The following is a 16877-nucleotide window of genomic DNA, read 5'->3' as shown; positions in this document are numbered from 1 at the left end:
GAGAGGTAAGCGCCATGTTTAACGGCAATATCGTGGGCAATATCGATGTCGCATCGATCGCTTTCTGGGCGTTCGTGCTCTTTTTCATCGGTCTGATCTATTATCTTCGGCGAGAGGACCGGCGAGAGGGCTTTCCACTGGAGGACGACCTGACCGGGCGTTCGCTGGGCATGGGCGGGCCGCTGCTGCACGCGTCCCCCAAGACCTTCAAGCTGCCTTTCGGTCGCGGCACGGTCAGCACGCCGACCATCGGCAAGGAGCCGTTCGAGATCGCCGGACGCCGGATGAGCCCGTTCCCCGGCGCACCCTATGTGCCCACCGGCAACCCGCTCACCGATTGCATCGGCCCGTCGGCCTATGCCGAGCGCAGCCGCCTTCCGGACATCGACGCCTTCGGCAACAACCGCATCGTTCCGATGGCGCTTGAACCCAGCTTCTCGATCGCACGCGGCGATCCCGATCCGCGCGGCATGACCGTGATCGGCGCAGATGGCGCGGTCGCAGGCACCGTGGCGGAAATCTGGGTCGATCGCTCCGAGCACCAGGTGCGCTATCTTGAAGTCGTCACCGCAGAGGGTGTGCACGCGCTCGCCCCGATGCCGATGGCCAAGATCCGCAAGTCCGCACGCCAGATCGTGGTCGACGCGATCAACGCCGGGCAGTTCGCCGGTTGCCCGCAGGTCGAGACCCCCGGGCAGATCAGCCGCTATGAGGAAGACAAGATCTCCGGATATTTCGGCGGCGGTTACCTCTACGCTAACCGCGCCCGGCAGGAGCCGCTGATATGATCATCACCGAATATGATGACGAGCCGGTCCGGGGTCTGCCCGGAGAGCTGCCGGAGGGCGAAACGCTCCTCTGGCAGGGCTCGCCCGAATGGCGGCTGCTTGCCCGCAGCGCGTTCTTCACCCGCATCGTCGGCCTGTACTTCGCGGTCCTGGTGGCTCTGGCGATCTATAACGGCAGCACCAGCGGCGTGATCGCGACGATCATCGCGGGCGCGGTCGGCATCGGTCTGCTGATGCTCTATGCCTGGGCGGTCGCGCGGACCACGGTTTACACGCTGACCAGCAGGCGCGTCGTGCTGCGCGTCGGCGTCGCGCTCAACATGTGCATCAACCTGCCGCTGGCCAAGATCGGTGGCGCTAATCTGCGTCCGCTCGGTCCGGTGGAGGGCGATCTGGCGCTGCAGCTGATCGGCCCGCACAAACTGGGCTATCTGGTGCTCTGGCCGCATGCCCGTCCGTGGAAGCTCGGCAACCCGCAGCCGATGCTGCGCGCGCTGCCCGATGCTGCCGTGGTCGGCGAGCGGCTTGCCCGCGCGGTCGCTGCGATCGCACCGGTGGATCGCGCGGCCGAAGCCCCGTCGAAATCTGCCGAAACGATGCCCGCCGGGCTTCAGGGAGCCATCGCATGACCACCGCACCGCACAGCGCCCCCAGTGCTGCCAACAACTACAACGGCCATGGGCACAGCCATGAAAACACCGTGCCCAAAGGCGCGCTGGTGATGGCGTGCGGCGTGGTATTGGTGACCCTGGCGCTGACCAGCGCGACCCAGCTCGGCTGGATCGCGCCGTCGCCATCGGCCAGCGAGGTACGTTCGGCGGAAGCAGCGACCGCGCTGTCGAGCCGCGTGCTGCAGTTCGCCGATGGCCCCAAGGGCACCGTGGTGGTCACCGATGCGACCAGCGGCGCTACCGTGCACGTCTATGGCGAGGAAGGCAGCGGTTTCATTCGCGGCGTTCTGCGCGGCATGGGACGCGAGCGGCAGAAGCGCTCGATCCCGATGCTGGCGCCCTATGAGCTCAACCACTGGAGCGACGGATCGCTCTCGCTCACCGACACCGCGACCAACCGCATCGTCGAGCTGGGCGCATTCGGGCCGACCAATCGCACCACGTTCGAAGCGTTGCTCAAGTGAGGGGCGCCAACTGATGGGACTGCTCCGCGAGCCTTCGTTCGATACGCCCTGCCGCATCGCGGTGGAGCAAAGCGAGGCGCATTTTCACGCGCATGTCGAGCTGGAGGGCGATGTCGCCATCCAGCCGGGCGACAAGGTGCGCGTGCATGGTGCACCGATAATAGTCGGTTTTGGCGAATCCATTTTGATCCAGCGCATGGCAACGGTGCAGCCAGCAGGTCCATTGCTGCGCGCATGGACGAAGCTGACCGCCATGGGCGAGCTCAAGGAACTTTACGAGGTAAGCTTTACCACCAGCCGGTGGTGAGCGCTGTTCAGATGACAACGGGAGTGGTGCAATGAACATGCAGGCAAAGGTCAGGGCGGCTGGACGGGCGTCGCTGCCGGATGTTCCGGATACGATGGAGCTGGCGACGCAGGAGACTGTGCTCAGCCCCCGTTTCTACACCACCGATTTCGACGCGCTCGACGCGATCGACGTCAGCCTGGTGCGCGCCGAGTGGGACCAGCTGATGGCCGACATGGAAGGCGACCCCAACAAGGCGCATTTCCGCCGCAGCGAATCGTTCGATGGCGTTATCGAATCGCTCGAACCCGAGCTGCGCCGCGAGTTCATCGATTTTCTCGTCAGCTCGCTGACCTCGGAATTTTCGGGCTGCATCCTCTATGCGGAAATCGCGCGGCGGACCAAGAACCCCGATGTGAAGAAGCTGTTCAAGCTGCTCGCACGCGATGAAAGCCGCCACGCCGGCTTCATCAACGAGGTGCTCAAGGACGCCGGGATCGGCATCGACCTGAGCTTCCTCACCAAGACCAAGAAGTACACCTTCTTCAAGCCCAAGTTCATTTTCTACGCGGTCTATCTGTCGGAGAAGATCGGCTATGCGCGCTATATCGCGATCTTCCGGCATCTGGCCAAGCATCCGGAAAACCGCTTCCACCCGATCTTCAACTGGTTCGAGCAGTGGTGCAACGACGAGTTCCGCCATGGCGAGGCGTTCGCGATGCTGCTGCACGCCGATCCCAAGCTGCTCAAGGGCATGAACAAGTACTGGATCAAGTTCTTCATTCTGTCGGTCTATGCCACGATGTACGTGCGCGATCACAGCCGTCCGGTGTTCCACGCCGCTTTGGGCGTGAAACCCACCGAATATGACTATGAGGTGTTCAAGATCTGCACCGCGATCAGCCGCCAGGTCTTTCCGGTGGAGATCGACACCGACAACCCCGCGCTTCGGGTGCAGATGGAAAAGCTGCGCATGGCATCGGACCGGATCGCCGAGGGCAAGGCAAAGGGTGGTATCGTCGGTCTCGTCCAGCGCGCCGGCGGCATGATCGGTGCGGGCACGGCCTTTGCCCGGATGTACTTCATGCCCGGCAAGCCCAACCGTCTGCCTGCCACCATCCGCCTGCAGCCGGCCTGGTAAGGCATGAGCCTGTACGGCCATATCCTGCCCGCTCTGGTGGTGTTGTTTGCCTGGTTCGGCAGCACGGGCGTCGTTGCCTGGCTCGCCAACCGCGGCAAGCAGACCTTTGCGCGCAGCATCTCCTGGGCAGGCTTTGCCGCCGGGATCTGCCTGTGCGTGATCGTCTATGTCGGGCATGGCCATGGCCCGTCCGGCCCCGATGCGATGGACGCCTATATCAGCTTTGGCGCGGCGCTGGTGATCTGGGGCTGGCTTGAGCTGACCTTCCTCACCGGCATCGTCGCCGGGCCCCGGCGGACCGTCAGCGATCCGCTGGCGCGCGGCTGGCGGCGGTTTTCCGAGGCGGCGGCGACGCTGATCTATCACGAGCTGGCGATCGCCGCGGTGATGATCATTCTGGTTTCGCTAACCTGGAACAGCGCCAACCCGACCGGCACGGTGATCTTCACGCTGCTGTTCGCGCTTCGGCTTTCGGCCAAGCTCAACCTGTTTGTCGGGGTGCCCAACATGAGCGACGAGATCATGCCGGGGCATCTGGAGTATCTGAAGACCTATTTCGGCCCGCGCCGCCTGCATGGCGCGCTGGCATTCAGCCTTGTGGCGCTGCTCGCGCTGTCTATGTATCTGGGGATGCGCTCGCTTGCTGCTCCGGCGGACAGCTTCGCTGCGGTCAGTGCCACCCTGGTGTTCACGCTCGCAGCGCTGGGTTCGCTCGAGCACCTGTTTCTCGCGCTGCCGTTCAGGGACGGTGCGCTGTGGCGCTGGGCACTTCCCGGCAACCAGCAAGGATAAGAAGAAGGAGAGTGGTTATGGATTATGAGGGCTTTTTCCAGAGCGAAATCGATACGATCCGCGATGAGGGACGCTATCGGATTTTCGCTGAGCTGGAACGCCATCGCGGCCGCTTTCCGCACGCCACGCGCTATACCGAAGAAGGCACCGACGAGGTCACCGTGTGGTGCTCCAACGACTATCTGGGAATGGGCCAGCACCCCGATGTGCTGAAGGCGATGCACGACACGCTCGACCAGTGCGGCGCGGGCGCCGGCGGCACGCGCAACATCTCGGGCACCAATCACCACCATGTGCTGCTGGAAGCAGAGCTCGCCGATCTGCACGGCAAGGAAGCGGCCTTGCTGTTCACCTCGGGCTATGTCTCCAACTGGGCGGCATTGGGCACGCTGGCGGCCAAGCTGCCCAATTGCGTGGTGCTGTCGGACGCGGGCAACCATGCCTCGATGATCGAGGGCATCCGCCACAGCCGCGCCGAGTGTCTCAAGTTCAAGCATAACGATCCGGAAGATCTCGACCGGCTGCTCGCCGGCATCGCGCCGGGCCGTCCCAAATTGGTCGCGTTCGAAAGCGTCTACTCGATGGACGGCGACATCGCGCCGATCGCAGAGATCCTCGACGTCTGCGAAAAGCACGGTGCGATGAGCTATATCGACGAAGTCCACGCGGTGGGCCTCTATGGTCCGCGCGGCGGCGGCATTGCCGAGCGCGAAGGCCTGATGGACCGGATCACGGTGATCGAAGGCACGCTGGGCAAGGCGATCGGCGTGATGGGCGGCTATATCGCGGCCTCGTCGGCGCTGTGCGATTTTGTCCGCAGTTTTGCCAGCGGCTTCATCTTCACCACCGCGCTGCCGCCTGCGCTTGCAGCCGGAGCCACTGCCAGCCTGCGTCACCTCAAGACCAGCCAGATGGAACGCGCGCGCCATCAGGATCGCGTCGCCAAGGTCCGCAAGCGGCTGGACCTGATGGGGATCACCCATCTCGACAACCCCAGCCATATCATCCCGGTGATGGTCGGCGATCCGCACAAGTGCAAGCGCATCAGCGACTGGCTGATGGACAACCACGGCATCTATGTGCAGCCGATCAATTATCCCACCGTGCCCAAGGGCACCGAGCGGCTGCGCATCACGCCATCGCCGGTGCACAGCGATGGCGATATCGACAAATTGATTCATGCGCTGAGCGACATCTGGTCGCAATGCGAGCTGGCCCGGCGTGCGGTGGCGGCATGATTGGGTAGTCTACCCGCATCGTCATTCCCGCGGACGCGGGAATCCTGCCTTGGCGCCAACGTCGCCAGCGAGCGGGACCCCCGCCTTCGCGGGGGTGACGATTGACGTGGTTGCGACGCTGCCCAAAGAAAAAGGCCGCCCCGCGAGGGACGGCCTTTTGTCTGTCGGCAGATGCCTTGATCGGATCGATCAGGGCTGCTGCAGATAGGCGATCACGTCCGCGCGCTTCTGCGCATCGGGAAGGCCTGCGAACACCATCTTGGTGCCGGGCACGACGCGGGCGGGCTTTTCCAGATACTGGAACAGCTTTTCCGGGGTCCAGGTGATGCCGCTGTTCTTGTTGGCGGGCGAGTAGTTGAAACCTTCGACGGTTCCGGCTGCGCGGCCGACGATGCCAGCGAGCGAGGGGCCGACGCGGTTCTGGCCGGCTTCCTTGACGTGGCAGGTCTTGCACTGGATGAAGACCTTCTCGCCTTCAGCAGCATTGCCGGTCATGTCGGCGAACTTCTTGCCATCCAGCGTATCGGTGTTGTCAGCAGCCGGTGCTTCGGCAGCAGCAGGCGTCGGAGTCGCGGCGGGGGCTTCAGCTGCCGGTGCGGCGGCTTCTTCCTCTGCCTTGGGGGTTTCGCTGCCGCCCGAGCAGGCGGCCAGCAGCGCGAGACCGGCAAAGGCGCCGGAATAGCGCAGTGCATTCAATCTGGACATGAACTCTCCTTTTGCTCGGCGACATTCGCCCTCAAGCACCCGACAATATAGACGGACTGCACAGGTTGAAAAGTAGGCAAGCCAATTTGTGAACGCCAGATGAAGAATTTTGTTCACCGATTGCCGCCCGCGTGACAAAAAAACCGCAGATCGGGGCCAGTTTCCGGGCTTCTACGACGATCCGTTGCGCGATGGTTCCAGCCACGGCGGGCGCGCGTCACATCCAGAATCCCCGCCTGAACCATTTGGTGATGATGTATTTGGTGCCGGCGGTCACCGGGTTGCCGCTGTGCAGCAGGTTCGGATTGGGGGTCCCGTCGGGCGCCATGTTGTTCCAGATCAGCAGCATGCCGGTGCGCGGCATCATCTTGAAGCTGAGGTGCGGAAATCCGGTCTCGCCGCCGCCTTTGGGTTCGTTGAGGAACACCATCGCGGTCCAGCTGCGCTGCCCGCCCGACTTGCGCTCGCGCTGCCAATAGGACTGGGTGGTGTGGAAATAGTCGTGGTGCGGCTTGAATTCCTGGCCCTTGGCATAACGCTGGCCCTGCAGCGTTTCGCCACGGCGCGGATCGATGCCGGTGAGCCCGCAGATGCGGTCGTCGATTCGCAGAACATCGGGATGCCAGCGGTCGAGATTGCAGCTGTAGCTGGTGCGGAACAGGCTGTCGTTCTCCTGGTCCGACCGATAGAGCTCCGATGGCACCGCATCGGCATCGATCATGCGGATCAGGTCGCTGCATTCGGCCTTGCTGAGAAAGTCCTGATAGCAATAGACCTGCATCGGTACCTTGACGTCGTCGAAGGTGATGCGCTGCACGCGCGGGTGCGCATCCAGCCGGGCGCCGACCTCGCGCCCGATCCGGGCCAGCTGTCTGCGATGAAAAAAGTCCGCGATCATGCCGTGTCGTTGTGCGCAGGCTTACGGGCAAGTCAAGTCGCATGGGCCAGGCCAGGGTGAGGAGACGACATCGCCCGCCGGATTGCTCCGGCGGGCGGGGTGTGTCGCAGCCTCGAAGGGTCAGGTGCTTACCAGAAGAAGTCGGGGATTACGTCCACGACCTGACCAGTGTAGATATCGACCAGCAGCACATCGCCGAAATAGCGGACCCAGCGCAGCTGGCCGTAAGCGGGCGGCAGGCGATAGGCCCATGGATCGTTGATCCAGAAGTTGTTGGCAAAGAAAGGCGCGCCCAGCGTGAAGCCTATGCCCAGCCGGCGATAGCCCCATCCCCGCACCGGCGGATAATAGCGACCCGCGCGGAAGAAATTGCGGTTCTGGTTGCGAAAGCCGACCCAGTCATAGCGCCGGTCGTTGCGCCATCCGCGATCCCAGTTGCCACCGCGCCCGCCGCGGTTGTTCCAGCCCCGGTTGTCCCAGCCGCGATTACTGTAGCCGCGGCGGTCGTCCCAGCCACGCCGGTTGTCGCGGAAATCACGGTTGTCGGCGCGGCGGTCCTGGCGGAAGTCGCGGCGATCATCGCGGCGGTCGGTGCGAAAGTCGCGGACGTCGCCCCGCCGGTCCTGATGGAATTCGCGGCGATCGTCCCGCCGGTCGGCGCGGAACTCGGGGCGTGTGACCTCGCCCTGGCGCAGGTCCTGACGATCGGCGCGGCGTTCCTGACGGAAGTCGCGCTGGTCGCCGCGGCGCTCCTGACGGAAATCCTGCCGGTCGCCGCGACGTTCCTGACGGAAGTCCTGGCGGTCGCCGCGTCGTTCCTGGCGATATTCGCGCGGGGTGGCGATGCGCGCGCTGCCGATGGCACTGCGGTTCTGCGCGCGGAACTCGCGTCCGCCGCCACCGCCGCCGCCCCGCAACTCGCGACCGCCGCCACCGCGATTGCCGCGAAATTCGCCGCCTCCGCGCCGTCCCTCGCGCTGCTGTGCGACCGGCTGCAGCGCGGCCTGTGCCGCGATGCCGGCATCCTGCGCGACCGGCTCGATCACCGCCGCGTCGGCCTGCGCGAGCGGGAGCAGCAGGCTGGCGATGGCAAGCCCCGCAAGCACGAGGGGCATGCGGTGAAACTTGCCCGACAGGCGATGGCCCAGCGGGCGCGCATATTCGGCAGGGGCAATCGCCGGAGAGGGCGGATGTGTGGTTGTGGAACTGGACATGACCATAGTCGACCTTTTTCGAAAATGGCCTGGGCAATCGTGTCGGCAACCACGCGGCACAGGACGGTTGTGATGTTGCCCATCTATCAGCCTCTTGCTGACCCCCAGCTTAACCGATCGATTGATCACAGGTTCAGCATCGTAAAACCCCGTCACATCGGGGGTTGAATTGCGTTGCGTCCCCCCGCGCACGGGGTTAGCTTGGTTGCTGCATGAGTTCGCACGCGGTCCGCATCCTGGCGCTGCTCACCGGCACGCCCCGCCCCTTTCGTGAAGACGGCACGATGAGCGCCATCGCGCGTCAACCAGTCACCGGCCCCGTAATGCTGGGCGAGCTTGGATTTGTCGGAGATGCGGTCGCCGACACCGTCCACCATGGCGGTCCGGACATGGCGATCCACCATTATCCCTTCGATCACTACAGCTTCTGGCAGCAGCGGCTGGATTCGCACAAATTGCTGCAGAAGCCCGGCGCCTTTGGCGAGAATATCTCGACCCGCGGGCTGGTCGAAACCGATATGCGTATCGGCGACAGGTTTCGGCTGGGAGAGGCGCTGGTCGAGCTGACCAAGGGACGCCAGCCCTGCTGGAAGCTCGATCACCGCTTTGGCGTGTCGGGCAAACAATCGGTGATGGCAGAGATCGTGCGCACCGCGCGCTGCGGCTTCTATTATCGCGTGCTTGAGCCCGGGCGGGTGCAGTCGGGCGACGTCATGCGGCTGGTCGAGCAGGGCCCGTCTGCGTGGACCGTCGACCGGGTGTTCAAGCTGCTCGTCGGCGGGCAGTACAAGGCAGAGCCCGAAGCGGTGCGCGCGCTCGCCGATCTGCCGCAGCTGGCGGCAGACTGGCGCAAGCGTGCCGCGGCGCTGGCGGATTGAAAGGGACCATGACGCTGCGAACCCTCCCGTTTCTGGCGCTGGCCTGTCTGGCCGGGCCGCTTGCCGCGCAGGACGCATCCGATGCGGCGCGCGTGCACGACAGCGTGCTGACGCTCGATACCCATCTCGACAGCCCCGCCAATCTGGACCGGCCCGGCTGGCGGATCACCGACCGGCACGATGTGCTGCACGACAGCACCCAGGTCGATCTGCCGCGGATGATCGAGGGCGGGCTCGATGGCGGCTTCTGGGTGATCTATACCGACCAGGGGCCCAATGACGCGGAGGGCTATGCCCGCGCGCTGGCGCATGCGCTCAAACGTCTGCACCAGATCCACGATTTCGTCGCCGCCAATCCGCAGAGCTTCGCCATCGCCACCACCGCCGCCGATGCCAGCCGTATCGCCGCGACCGGAAAGCGCATCGTCTATATCTCGATGGAAAACAGCTATCCGCTGGGCACCGATCTTGCCAATCTGGAGGCCTTCCATCAGCTCGGCCTGCGCATGGCAGGGCCGGTGCATAACGGCACCAACCAGCTTGCCGATTCGACCAATGGCGAGGCGCTGCACGGCGGGCTGAGCGATCTTGGCAAAGCGTGGGTGCGCGAGGCCAACCGGCTGGGCATCATCATCGATGCCAGCCACGCGGCCGACAGCAGCTTCGATCAGATGCTCGAGCTTTCAAAGGCGCCGATCATCCTGTCGCATTCGGGCCCGAAGGCGCTGCATGATCATCCGCGCAATCTCGACGATGCCCGGCTGAAGGCGCTCGCGGCGAAGGGCGGGGTGATCCAGATCAACAGCCTGTTCCTTTCGCCCGACAAGCCGCGTCCGATGGTCGAGGCGCTGCTCCCGCAGATGGCAGCCGCAGCTGACCTGGCGCCCGAGGCACGCGCTGCGCTGATGGCGCGATGGGCCGCAGCGAACGCTGCCGAGCCGCGATCGAACACCGATTTCAACCGCTACATGCAGGCGATCTTCCATTGCATCGACCTGGTCGGTGTCGATCATGTCGGGATCGGTGCGGACTGGGATGGCGGTGGCGGGGTGATCGGGCTCAACCAGATCAGCGAAATTCCCCGGATTACTCAGGCGCTGCTCGCGCGCGGGTTGACGCCCGCCGAGGTCGAGAAGATCTGGAGCGGCAATGTGCTGCGGGTGATGACCGAGGTGGAACGCGTCGCGTCGAAGAGGTGACGCGATTGTCCAATCGGCGGGCCGCAATCGCGGCTATGGCTGGTGAACGCTGTTCGAGGGAGGGCATGGCGATGCGTGCATATTGGATCCGGGTTCTGACCCTATTGCTGGCGGCATTGCTGCCCGCGTCGGCGGCCATCGCGGCAACGCCCGAGCGCAAGCCTGATCTCGCCGATATGGTCGCGGGCACCTATGAAGGCGACATCATCTCGGATGCGCGCGGCTCATCGAAATCGGGGGTGACGATCACCGTGGTGCGGACGGGAAAGAATGTCGTCGAGGTATCGTGCGACTGCAAGCGTATCCCCAAGGTGCAGATCCCGCTCGAAAAGGCGATGGATGCGATCCTCGCCGAGAGCGGGCCATATGTCTTCCTGATCGACACCGCGCGCGATCCGCGCCGGCTCAGCCTGACGATCGACGACGCCTCGCTGAGCGTCGAGAGGCAGTAGGCCTCAGGCCATCTCGACCGCGAACAGCGTGTTGCCCTGGTAGCGATCTTCGCGAGGGTTGAACACCGGCTGGGGATCGAACAGACGATCGGTCAGCGCGAGATCGTTCAGGCCGTCGAGCTTGAACGCGCCGACCTTGATCTCGCGCGGGGGCTTGCCGTCGCGCTCCAGCGTCACGCCATCCAGGTACAGCTGGTCGTGGCGCGTATAGAGAATGTGCGGCGCAAGCCGGATGCGGGTGCGGTTGTAGGTCGCTTCCAGACATTTGCGCAGGGCGATCGCCTCAAGCACGGTCTTGTTGATATCCATGCCCACAATATGATCAAAGCCACGTCCGGTTTCAATCGATTTTTGTGCAGCGCAGCATTTCCCTGCCCCGATACCGGGCAATCGCTCGAAATCCGGAAGCACCGCGCTTATTTCGCCGGCTTGCCCTTCAGATGGGTATCGAACCAGGCGACCGTCCGCCGCAACGAATCCAGTCGGTTCTCGCGCCGGTCGAAGCCATGGCCTTCCTGCGGGTAGAACACGGTCTCGACGATGTTGCCCTTGGCCTTGAGCAGATCGTTGACCTCCTGCGCCTGGCCGCGCGGCACGCGGATGTCGTTTTCGCCCTGGATGGTGAGCAAAGGTGCCTTCGCGGCATTGAGATAGGTCAGCGGCGAGGACGCCTTGTAGACATCGGGGTTCTCGTCAGGCGTGCCGAGCAGACCGCGTTGATAGGCCTTGAGTCGCTCGTCCTGATCGCGGTACATCGTGTTCCAGTTGATGATGCCGAACCACTGCACCGCCGCTGCGAACTCGTCGGGGGTGCGACCGATCGCCATCAGCGTCATGAAGCCGCCATACGACCCGCCGAAGATGCCGACCTTGGCCTTGTCGACATAGCCGGTGCTGACGAGGAACTGCTTGGCCGCGACCGTGTCCTTGAGGTCGCCGCCGCCCAGATCCTTGTAGTTGGCGTTCTGGAAGGCATCGCCATAGCCGGTCGATCCGCGGAAATTGGGTGCGATCACCACATATCCGCGGCTGGCAAAGGCAGCGGCATACTGGCTGAAGCCGTCCTGCGTCGCCGATGTCGGGCCGCCATGCGGGATGACGATGGCCGGGTTGGAGCCGTCGCGCTTGAGGTTGAACGGCATCGTCACCACCGCGCTCACCAGCGTGCCGTCAAAGCTCTTGTAGGTCACGACGCTCGATTTGGGCAGCACCGCGGGCGTCAGGCTGGCCATCGCGAGCTGTGTCGCGGGGCGCGCGGTGTTGGCGGCCAGATCGACGACATACAGGTTGGATGGCGAATCCGCGCCCGAACGCGTGGTCAGCAGCATCCGGCCGTCGGGCGACAGCGGCTGCGCGCCGGTGAGGTTGTTGACGCCCGGGTCGAGCGGCAACGGCGTCTCGGTGCGGCTCGCCAGATCGAAGCGGGTCAGCGTCGAGCGCGTATCAGCATTGGTCCGCGCCACCAGCGCCTTGCCGTCCTCGATGAAGCCGCCAGCAAGCTGCTCCCAGGGCGTGGGCTTGAGCCAGGTCCAGCTCTTGTCTGCGACCCTGTAGACCCCGGCATGGTCCTGCCCCGTCTTCTCGTTGGTCGAGATGGCAAGCAGGCTGCCATCGGCGGTGGCATCGGCAGCCTCGTAGCGCACGTCCTTGGCGCCCAGCAGCTTGACCGCTTTGCCATCGGCGATGCTGACCTTCCAAACCTCGCCCTCGCGGCTGTCGACCCGCGCGCGGTTGGCGATGATTGCCTTGCCGTTGTCGACGAACGCGACCGGGCCCCAGTTGAACTGCGGGTCCTTCTCTGCCGTCAGGTTGCGCACCTTGCCATCGGGGCCCATAACCGCAAGGTTGGACTGGCCTTCGGACTTAAGCTTGGTCGAAAGCGCGATCCAGTCGGTCTGCGCGCTGGTCAGCATGTCGCTTTCGGCGATGTCGGGGGTCTGGGTCAGCCGCTCGACCGCGCCGCCGCCGGTCGGCACGCGGTAGATATCGGCATATTCATTGCCGCCCACATCCTCCTCGAAATACACCCATTGGCCATCGCGCGAGGCGACGAGGCCGGACTGCACCTCGTCCGATTGCGTGATCTGCACCGGCCAGCTGCCCGCGGCATCGGTGCGCCAGATGTTGAACCTGCCGGTGATGTTGGTCGAGACGAAGATCTGCTTGCCGTCCGCGCTCCACGTCACGCCCGCAAGCCCACGCGTTGCGCCGATATCGTCGATCGGCACCGGCCGCGCCTGCGGATTGGCGGGCGAGGCGATGCTGGCCGGATCGGTCACCGGCCGGTCGGGGGTTGCCACCTGCGCGGCCAGAGGGACGGTGACTCCGAGCAACAGCATTGCAGACCAACGCATCATCACCGTCTCTCCTCATGGCACCCTGTCAGGGGCGTTTATGCCTGTTCCGCTTCCTGTGCGTCCAGCTCGGCCAGCCAGTTTTCCAGCCATTTGATGGTATAGTCGCCCGACAGGAAATCATCCTGCTTGAGCAGCTCCTGATGCAGCGGGATCGTCGTCTTGACGCCCTGCACCACGAACTCCTCGAGCGCGCGCTTGAGGCGCATGATGCAGCCCTGGCGGGTGCGGCCATAGACGATGACCTTGGCGATCATGCTGTCGTAATAAGGCGGGATCCGGTATCCGGCGTACAGCCCGCTGTCGACGCGGACATGCATGCCGCCGGGGGGGTGGTAATAGCTGACCAGGCCGGGCGAGGGCGCGAAGGTGCGCGGATCCTCGGCGTTGATCCGGCATTCGATCGCATGGCCGCGAAACTCGATCTCGTCCTGCTTGACCGAAAGCGGATGGCCTTCGGCGATGCGGATCTGCTCGCGCACCAGATCGACCCCGGTTATCGCCTCTGTCACCGGATGCTCGACCTGCAGCCGGGTGTTCATCTCGATGAAGTAGAACTCGCCGTTCTCCCAAAGGAACTCGATGGTGCCTGCGCCGCGATAGCCCATGTCGGCCATCGCCTGGCACACCACGCCGCCCATACGCTCGCGCTCTTCTGCGGTGATGACGGGCGAAGGGGCTTCCTCGAGAACCTTCTGGTGGCGGCGCTGCAGCGAACAGTCGCGCTCACCCAGATGGATCGCGTTGCCCTTGCCGTCGCCGAACACCTGGAACTCGATGTGGCGCGGGTTGCCGAGGTATTTTTCCATATAGACGGTGTCGTCGCCGAACGCCGACTTGGCCTCGCTGCCCGCCTGCTGCATCAGCGTCTCGAGCTGATCCTCGGACGGGACGACCTTCATGCCGCGTCCGCCGCCGCCCGATGCCGCCTTGATCAGCACCGGATAGCCGATCGACGCGGCGATGATCTTGGCCTCGTGGATGTCCTTGATCGCGCCGTCGGATCCGGGGACCAGAGGCATGCCGAGGGCACCTGCGGTGCGCTTGGCCTCGACCTTGTCACCCATCGTGCGGATATGCTCGGGCTTGGGGCCGATCCAGATGATCTTGTGCGCCTCGACGATCTCGGCGAACTTGGCGTTTTCCGACAGAAAGCCATAGCCCGGATGGATCGCATCGGCCTGGCTGATCTCGGCGGCAGAAATGATGTTGGCGATGTTGAGATAGCTCTGCCCAGCGGGCGGCGGGCCGATGCACACCGCCTCGTCCGCCAGCCGCACGTGCATCGCGTCGGCATCGGCGGTGGAGTGCACCGCCACCGTCTTGATACCCATCTCGTGCGCGGCGCGGTGGATGCGCAGCGCGATTTCGCCGCGATTGGCGATCAGGATTTTCTTGATGGCCATGGGCTGGTTACTCGATGACGACCAGCGGCTGGTCGAACTCGACCGGCTGCCCGTCTTCCACCAGGATCGCGGTGACCTTGCCCGCGCGTTCGGCGGTGATCGGGTTCATGACCTTCATCGCCTCGATGATCAGCAGCGGATCGCCGATCTTCACTGCGGCGCCGATGCTGATGAAGGGCGCTGCACCCGGCTCGGGTGCAAGATAGGTGGTGCCGACCATCGGCGACTTGACCGCATTGGCCATCGACGGTGCGGCGGGCGCTTCGGGCGCAGCAGCGGCGGCTGCCGGGGCGGCGGCGGGCGCGGGGACAGCGGCGGGTGCGGCGGCCACGGCCACGCTGGCCACCGGTGCGGCGCTGATCATGCGCGCAACGCGGATCTTGCGATCGCCATCTTCGACCTCGATTTCGCTCAGCCCGGTTTCGCCCAGCAATTCTGCCAGTTCGCGTACCAGTTTGCTGTCAATGTTCATGCCGCCTCCCTGTTTTGCATTGCCGCTTTTGCTGCTTGGTGATGCCATTGTCTGTTCCTGCGCCCTTATGGTTCTTGTTCGCGGGTGCCTTGTTTGCGGCGACCGCGCTGGAATATCCTGGGTTGAGCTATGCCCGCGCAGAGGCGGCAATGACAACCGTTAACTGGTCATAGCAGCGCGGCGGCCTCCAGCGCCAATAGATAAGACGCTGCGCCAAACCCACAGATCGTGCCCTTCGCCGCCCGGCCAACCCATGACAGATGGCGGAATTCCTCGCGCGCATGCGGGTTGGACAGGTGCACCTCGATCACCGGCGTGGTGATCGATCGGATCGCGTCATACAGCGCGACCGACGTGTGCGTGAACGCGCCCGCGTTGAGCAGCACCGCTTTGGCCCCGCTCGCCTGCGCCTCGTGCAGCCAGTCGATCAGATGGCCCTCATGGTTCGACTGCCGCATGTCGATCGAAAGGCCCAGTGCCTGTGCGCGGTCGTCCAGCCGGTCGGCGATATCGTCGAGCGTATCGGAGCCATAGATTTCGGGCTCGCGCAGGCCGAGCAGGTTGAGATTGGGTCCGTTGAGGACGAATATCATCGGTTGATCGGCCATGCTGCTTCCGTTGTGCCGCCCCATCGCCTGGGTGCGCCGCGCTTATGCGGGAAAGCGACTCGCTAGGCAAGGTGGGGGCATTCAGCCGCGCAGCGGGGGCACCGGCCCGCCGCCATACAGCCAGTCCCAGCGCGCCATCACCGCATCGGGCCGGGCGGAGGCTGCGCGGCCCAGTGGCAGCCGCATCGCAAGCGTCGCCAGCGGATTGCCTTCGTGAAAATCCACGCCGTTGGCGTGCGCGCCTGCCTGCACCCGGGCGGTGCGTGGCTGGCGCACTGCAAAGAAGCGGCCAAGCGCCGTCTCAAGCACTGACGCATCGTTTGCCATCGGCAGCAGTTCGGCCAGCGTCACAGCATCCTCGATCCCCATCGCCGCGCCCTGCGCCAGGAACGGCAGCATCGGGTGGCAGGCATCGCCGATCAGCACCGCGCGGCCGCGGTGCCAGGCGCGCATCGGCTTGCGGTCGTGCAGGCCCCAGCGCAGCGGTTGATCCACCCGCGCGAGCAGCCGGGTGATCGCGCCCCACCCGGCAAACGCGGCACGCAGCCGGTCGGGGTCGCCGGGCAGGTTCCAGCCTTCCTCGCGCCAGTCGGCCTGTTCGATCACCCCGACGAAATTGACCAGACCCGGACGCACCCGATAGGTGACCGCATGGCGGCGCGGGCCCAGCCAGGCGCCCACCCCCGCAGGGGGCGCAGCCGGATCGTCCTTCGCCACCTCCACCAGCGCGCGCCAGGCGACATGGCCGGTAAAGCGCGCGGCATCGGCGCCGAACAGCTGCGCGCGCACCTGCGAGCGGATGCCGTCTGCACCGATGATCAGATCGGCGCGAAGCGTCTGCCCGTCTGCGCTCATCGCCTCGGCGCGATCGGCATCGATCCGCTCGATCGCGCAGCCGGTGACCAGCGCGCCGGGCTGTAGTGCCTCGAGAGCGGCATGCAGGATCGCGACCAGATCGGCACGGTGCACCGCCACATAGCGCGCGCCCCAGCGGCGCAGCGCGGCATCGCCCAGCGGAATCTTGAGAATATCGCGCGCGCTGCGGCCATCGCGCAGCGTGATCGCCTGCGGAGCCTGACCTGCCACCGCCACAGCCTCTGCGACCCCAAGCTCGCCGAGCGCGCGCATCGCGTTGGGGCCCAGCTGCAGGCCTGCGCCGACCTCGTGCAGCCCATCGGCGCGCTCGGCCACGCGGACCTCGTGCCCCTTGCGCGCCAGCGCCAGCGCGGCGGCAAGCCCGGATATACCCGCGCCGATGATCAGTATGCGCATGAAGGGCTGTTCGTGGCTCGCATGATCGCTGTGTAACGC

General features: G+C 65.0%; 19 protein-coding genes. 10 read left to right on the top strand and 9 right to left on the bottom strand.

Annotated features, from left to right (window positions below; all coding sequences use genetic code 11):
• Positions 1-14: 14 nt before the first annotated feature.
• Genes puhA through hemA form a run of 7 tightly spaced genes read left to right on the top strand, consistent with a single transcriptional unit; the run spans position 15 to position 5380 of the window.
• Complete coding sequence (puhA, locus tag BSY18_RS14330; RefSeq protein ID WP_069050959.1) at positions 15-788, top strand: photosynthetic reaction center subunit H; 774 nt, start codon at positions 15-17, stop codon at positions 786-788.
• Positions 785-1417: a photosynthetic complex putative assembly protein PuhB gene (puhB, locus tag BSY18_RS14325; protein WP_231684041.1), complete on the top strand. Its 633-nt coding sequence runs from the start codon at positions 785-787 to the stop codon at positions 1415-1417. Before puhA ends, puhB begins: the two co-directional genes overlap by 4 nt.
• Positions 1414-1923, top strand: a complete 510-nt coding sequence (gene puhC / locus BSY18_RS14320; RefSeq protein WP_054135748.1) for a photosynthetic complex assembly protein PuhC — start codon at positions 1414-1416, stop codon at positions 1921-1923. Before puhB ends, puhC begins: the two co-directional genes overlap by 4 nt.
• A gap of 13 nt (positions 1924-1936) precedes the next feature.
• A complete protein-coding gene (locus tag BSY18_RS14315; protein WP_054135747.1) occupies positions 1937-2230 on the top strand; it encodes a hypothetical protein in 294 nt (97 codons plus the stop codon).
• Positions 2231-2261: 31 nt separating this feature from the next.
• A complete protein-coding gene (gene acsF / locus BSY18_RS14310; RefSeq protein WP_083231470.1) occupies positions 2262-3350 on the top strand; it encodes a magnesium-protoporphyrin IX monomethyl ester (oxidative) cyclase in 1089 nt (362 codons plus the stop codon).
• Positions 3351-3353: 3 nt separating this feature from the next.
• On the top strand, positions 3354-4142 hold the full coding sequence (gene puhE, locus BSY18_RS14305; RefSeq protein ID WP_069050958.1) for a putative photosynthetic complex assembly protein PuhE: 789 nt from the start codon (positions 3354-3356) through the stop codon (positions 4140-4142).
• A gap of 17 nt (positions 4143-4159) precedes the next feature.
• Positions 4160-5380 carry a 5-aminolevulinate synthase gene (gene hemA / locus BSY18_RS14300; RefSeq protein ID WP_054135745.1) on the top strand — a complete coding sequence of 407 codons (1221 nt, stop codon included), beginning with the start codon at positions 4160-4162 and terminating at the stop codon, positions 5378-5380.
• A 189-nt stretch (positions 5381-5569) separates the two neighbouring features.
• Here the strand turns inward: hemA and BSY18_RS14295 are convergent, their stop codons facing one another.
• The 3 genes from BSY18_RS14295 to BSY18_RS14285 form a co-directional block, all read right to left on the bottom strand.
• The gene (locus tag BSY18_RS14295) at positions 5570-6085 is read right to left on the bottom strand and encodes a c-type cytochrome (protein WP_054135744.1); all 516 of its coding nucleotides are present in this window, start codon (positions 6083-6085) and stop codon (positions 5570-5572) included.
• 217 nt (positions 6086-6302) lie between these two features.
• Positions 6303-6983: a 2OG-Fe(II) oxygenase gene (locus tag BSY18_RS14290; RefSeq protein WP_054135743.1), complete on the bottom strand. Its 681-nt coding sequence runs from the start codon at positions 6981-6983 to the stop codon at positions 6303-6305.
• A 128-nt stretch (positions 6984-7111) separates the two neighbouring features.
• Positions 7112-8197: an RcnB family protein gene (locus BSY18_RS14285; protein ID WP_236823374.1), complete on the bottom strand. Its 1086-nt coding sequence runs from the start codon at positions 8195-8197 to the stop codon at positions 7112-7114.
• A 212-nt stretch (positions 8198-8409) separates the two neighbouring features.
• Here BSY18_RS14285 and BSY18_RS14280 point away from each other — a divergent pair, with 212 nt between their 5' ends.
• From BSY18_RS14280 to BSY18_RS14270, 3 genes are all read left to right on the top strand, one after another.
• Positions 8410-9075 carry an MOSC domain-containing protein gene (locus BSY18_RS14280; protein WP_054135741.1) on the top strand — a complete coding sequence of 222 codons (666 nt, stop codon included), beginning with the start codon at positions 8410-8412 and terminating at the stop codon, positions 9073-9075.
• Positions 9076-9083: 8 nt separating this feature from the next.
• Positions 9084-10274 (top strand): dipeptidase, encoded by a 1191-nt coding sequence (locus tag BSY18_RS14275; RefSeq protein WP_069050957.1) that lies wholly within the window; start codon positions 9084-9086, stop codon positions 10272-10274.
• A 71-nt stretch (positions 10275-10345) separates the two neighbouring features.
• The gene (locus tag BSY18_RS14270; RefSeq protein WP_150126296.1) at positions 10346-10726 is read left to right on the top strand and encodes a hypothetical protein; all 381 of its coding nucleotides are present in this window, start codon (positions 10346-10348) and stop codon (positions 10724-10726) included.
• Positions 10727-10729: 3 nt separating this feature from the next.
• Here the strand turns inward: BSY18_RS14270 and BSY18_RS14265 are convergent, their stop codons facing one another.
• From BSY18_RS14265 to BSY18_RS14240, 6 genes are all read right to left on the bottom strand, one after another.
• Positions 10730-11035, bottom strand: coding sequence for a hypothetical protein (locus BSY18_RS14265; protein WP_069050955.1), 306 nt, complete (start codon positions 11033-11035; stop codon positions 10730-10732).
• A 107-nt stretch (positions 11036-11142) separates the two neighbouring features.
• Positions 11143-13083 (bottom strand): S9 family peptidase, encoded by a 1941-nt coding sequence (locus BSY18_RS14260; protein ID WP_236823373.1) that lies wholly within the window; start codon positions 13081-13083, stop codon positions 11143-11145.
• Between the two features lie 35 nt (positions 13084-13118).
• A complete protein-coding gene (gene accC / locus BSY18_RS14255; protein WP_069050954.1) occupies positions 13119-14486 on the bottom strand; it encodes an acetyl-CoA carboxylase biotin carboxylase subunit in 1368 nt (455 codons plus the stop codon).
• A 7-nt stretch (positions 14487-14493) separates the two neighbouring features.
• Positions 14494-14958, bottom strand: coding sequence for an acetyl-CoA carboxylase biotin carboxyl carrier protein (accB, locus tag BSY18_RS14250; protein ID WP_231684029.1), 465 nt, complete (start codon positions 14956-14958; stop codon positions 14494-14496).
• 167 nt (positions 14959-15125) lie between these two features.
• Positions 15126-15566 (bottom strand): type II 3-dehydroquinate dehydratase, encoded by a 441-nt coding sequence (gene aroQ / locus BSY18_RS14245; RefSeq protein ID WP_069051926.1) that lies wholly within the window; start codon positions 15564-15566, stop codon positions 15126-15128.
• Between the two features lie 81 nt (positions 15567-15647).
• On the bottom strand, positions 15648-16838 hold the full coding sequence (locus BSY18_RS14240; protein ID WP_069050953.1) for an FAD-dependent oxidoreductase: 1191 nt from the start codon (positions 16836-16838) through the stop codon (positions 15648-15650).
• Positions 16839-16877 lie beyond the last annotated feature (39 nt).

It is taken from the genome of Blastomonas sp. RAC04 (genome assembly GCF_001713435.1).
Classification (GTDB): domain Bacteria; phylum Pseudomonadota; class Alphaproteobacteria; order Sphingomonadales; family Sphingomonadaceae; genus Blastomonas; species Blastomonas fulva.
This window is presented reverse-complemented; position numbering and strand designations above follow the sequence as displayed.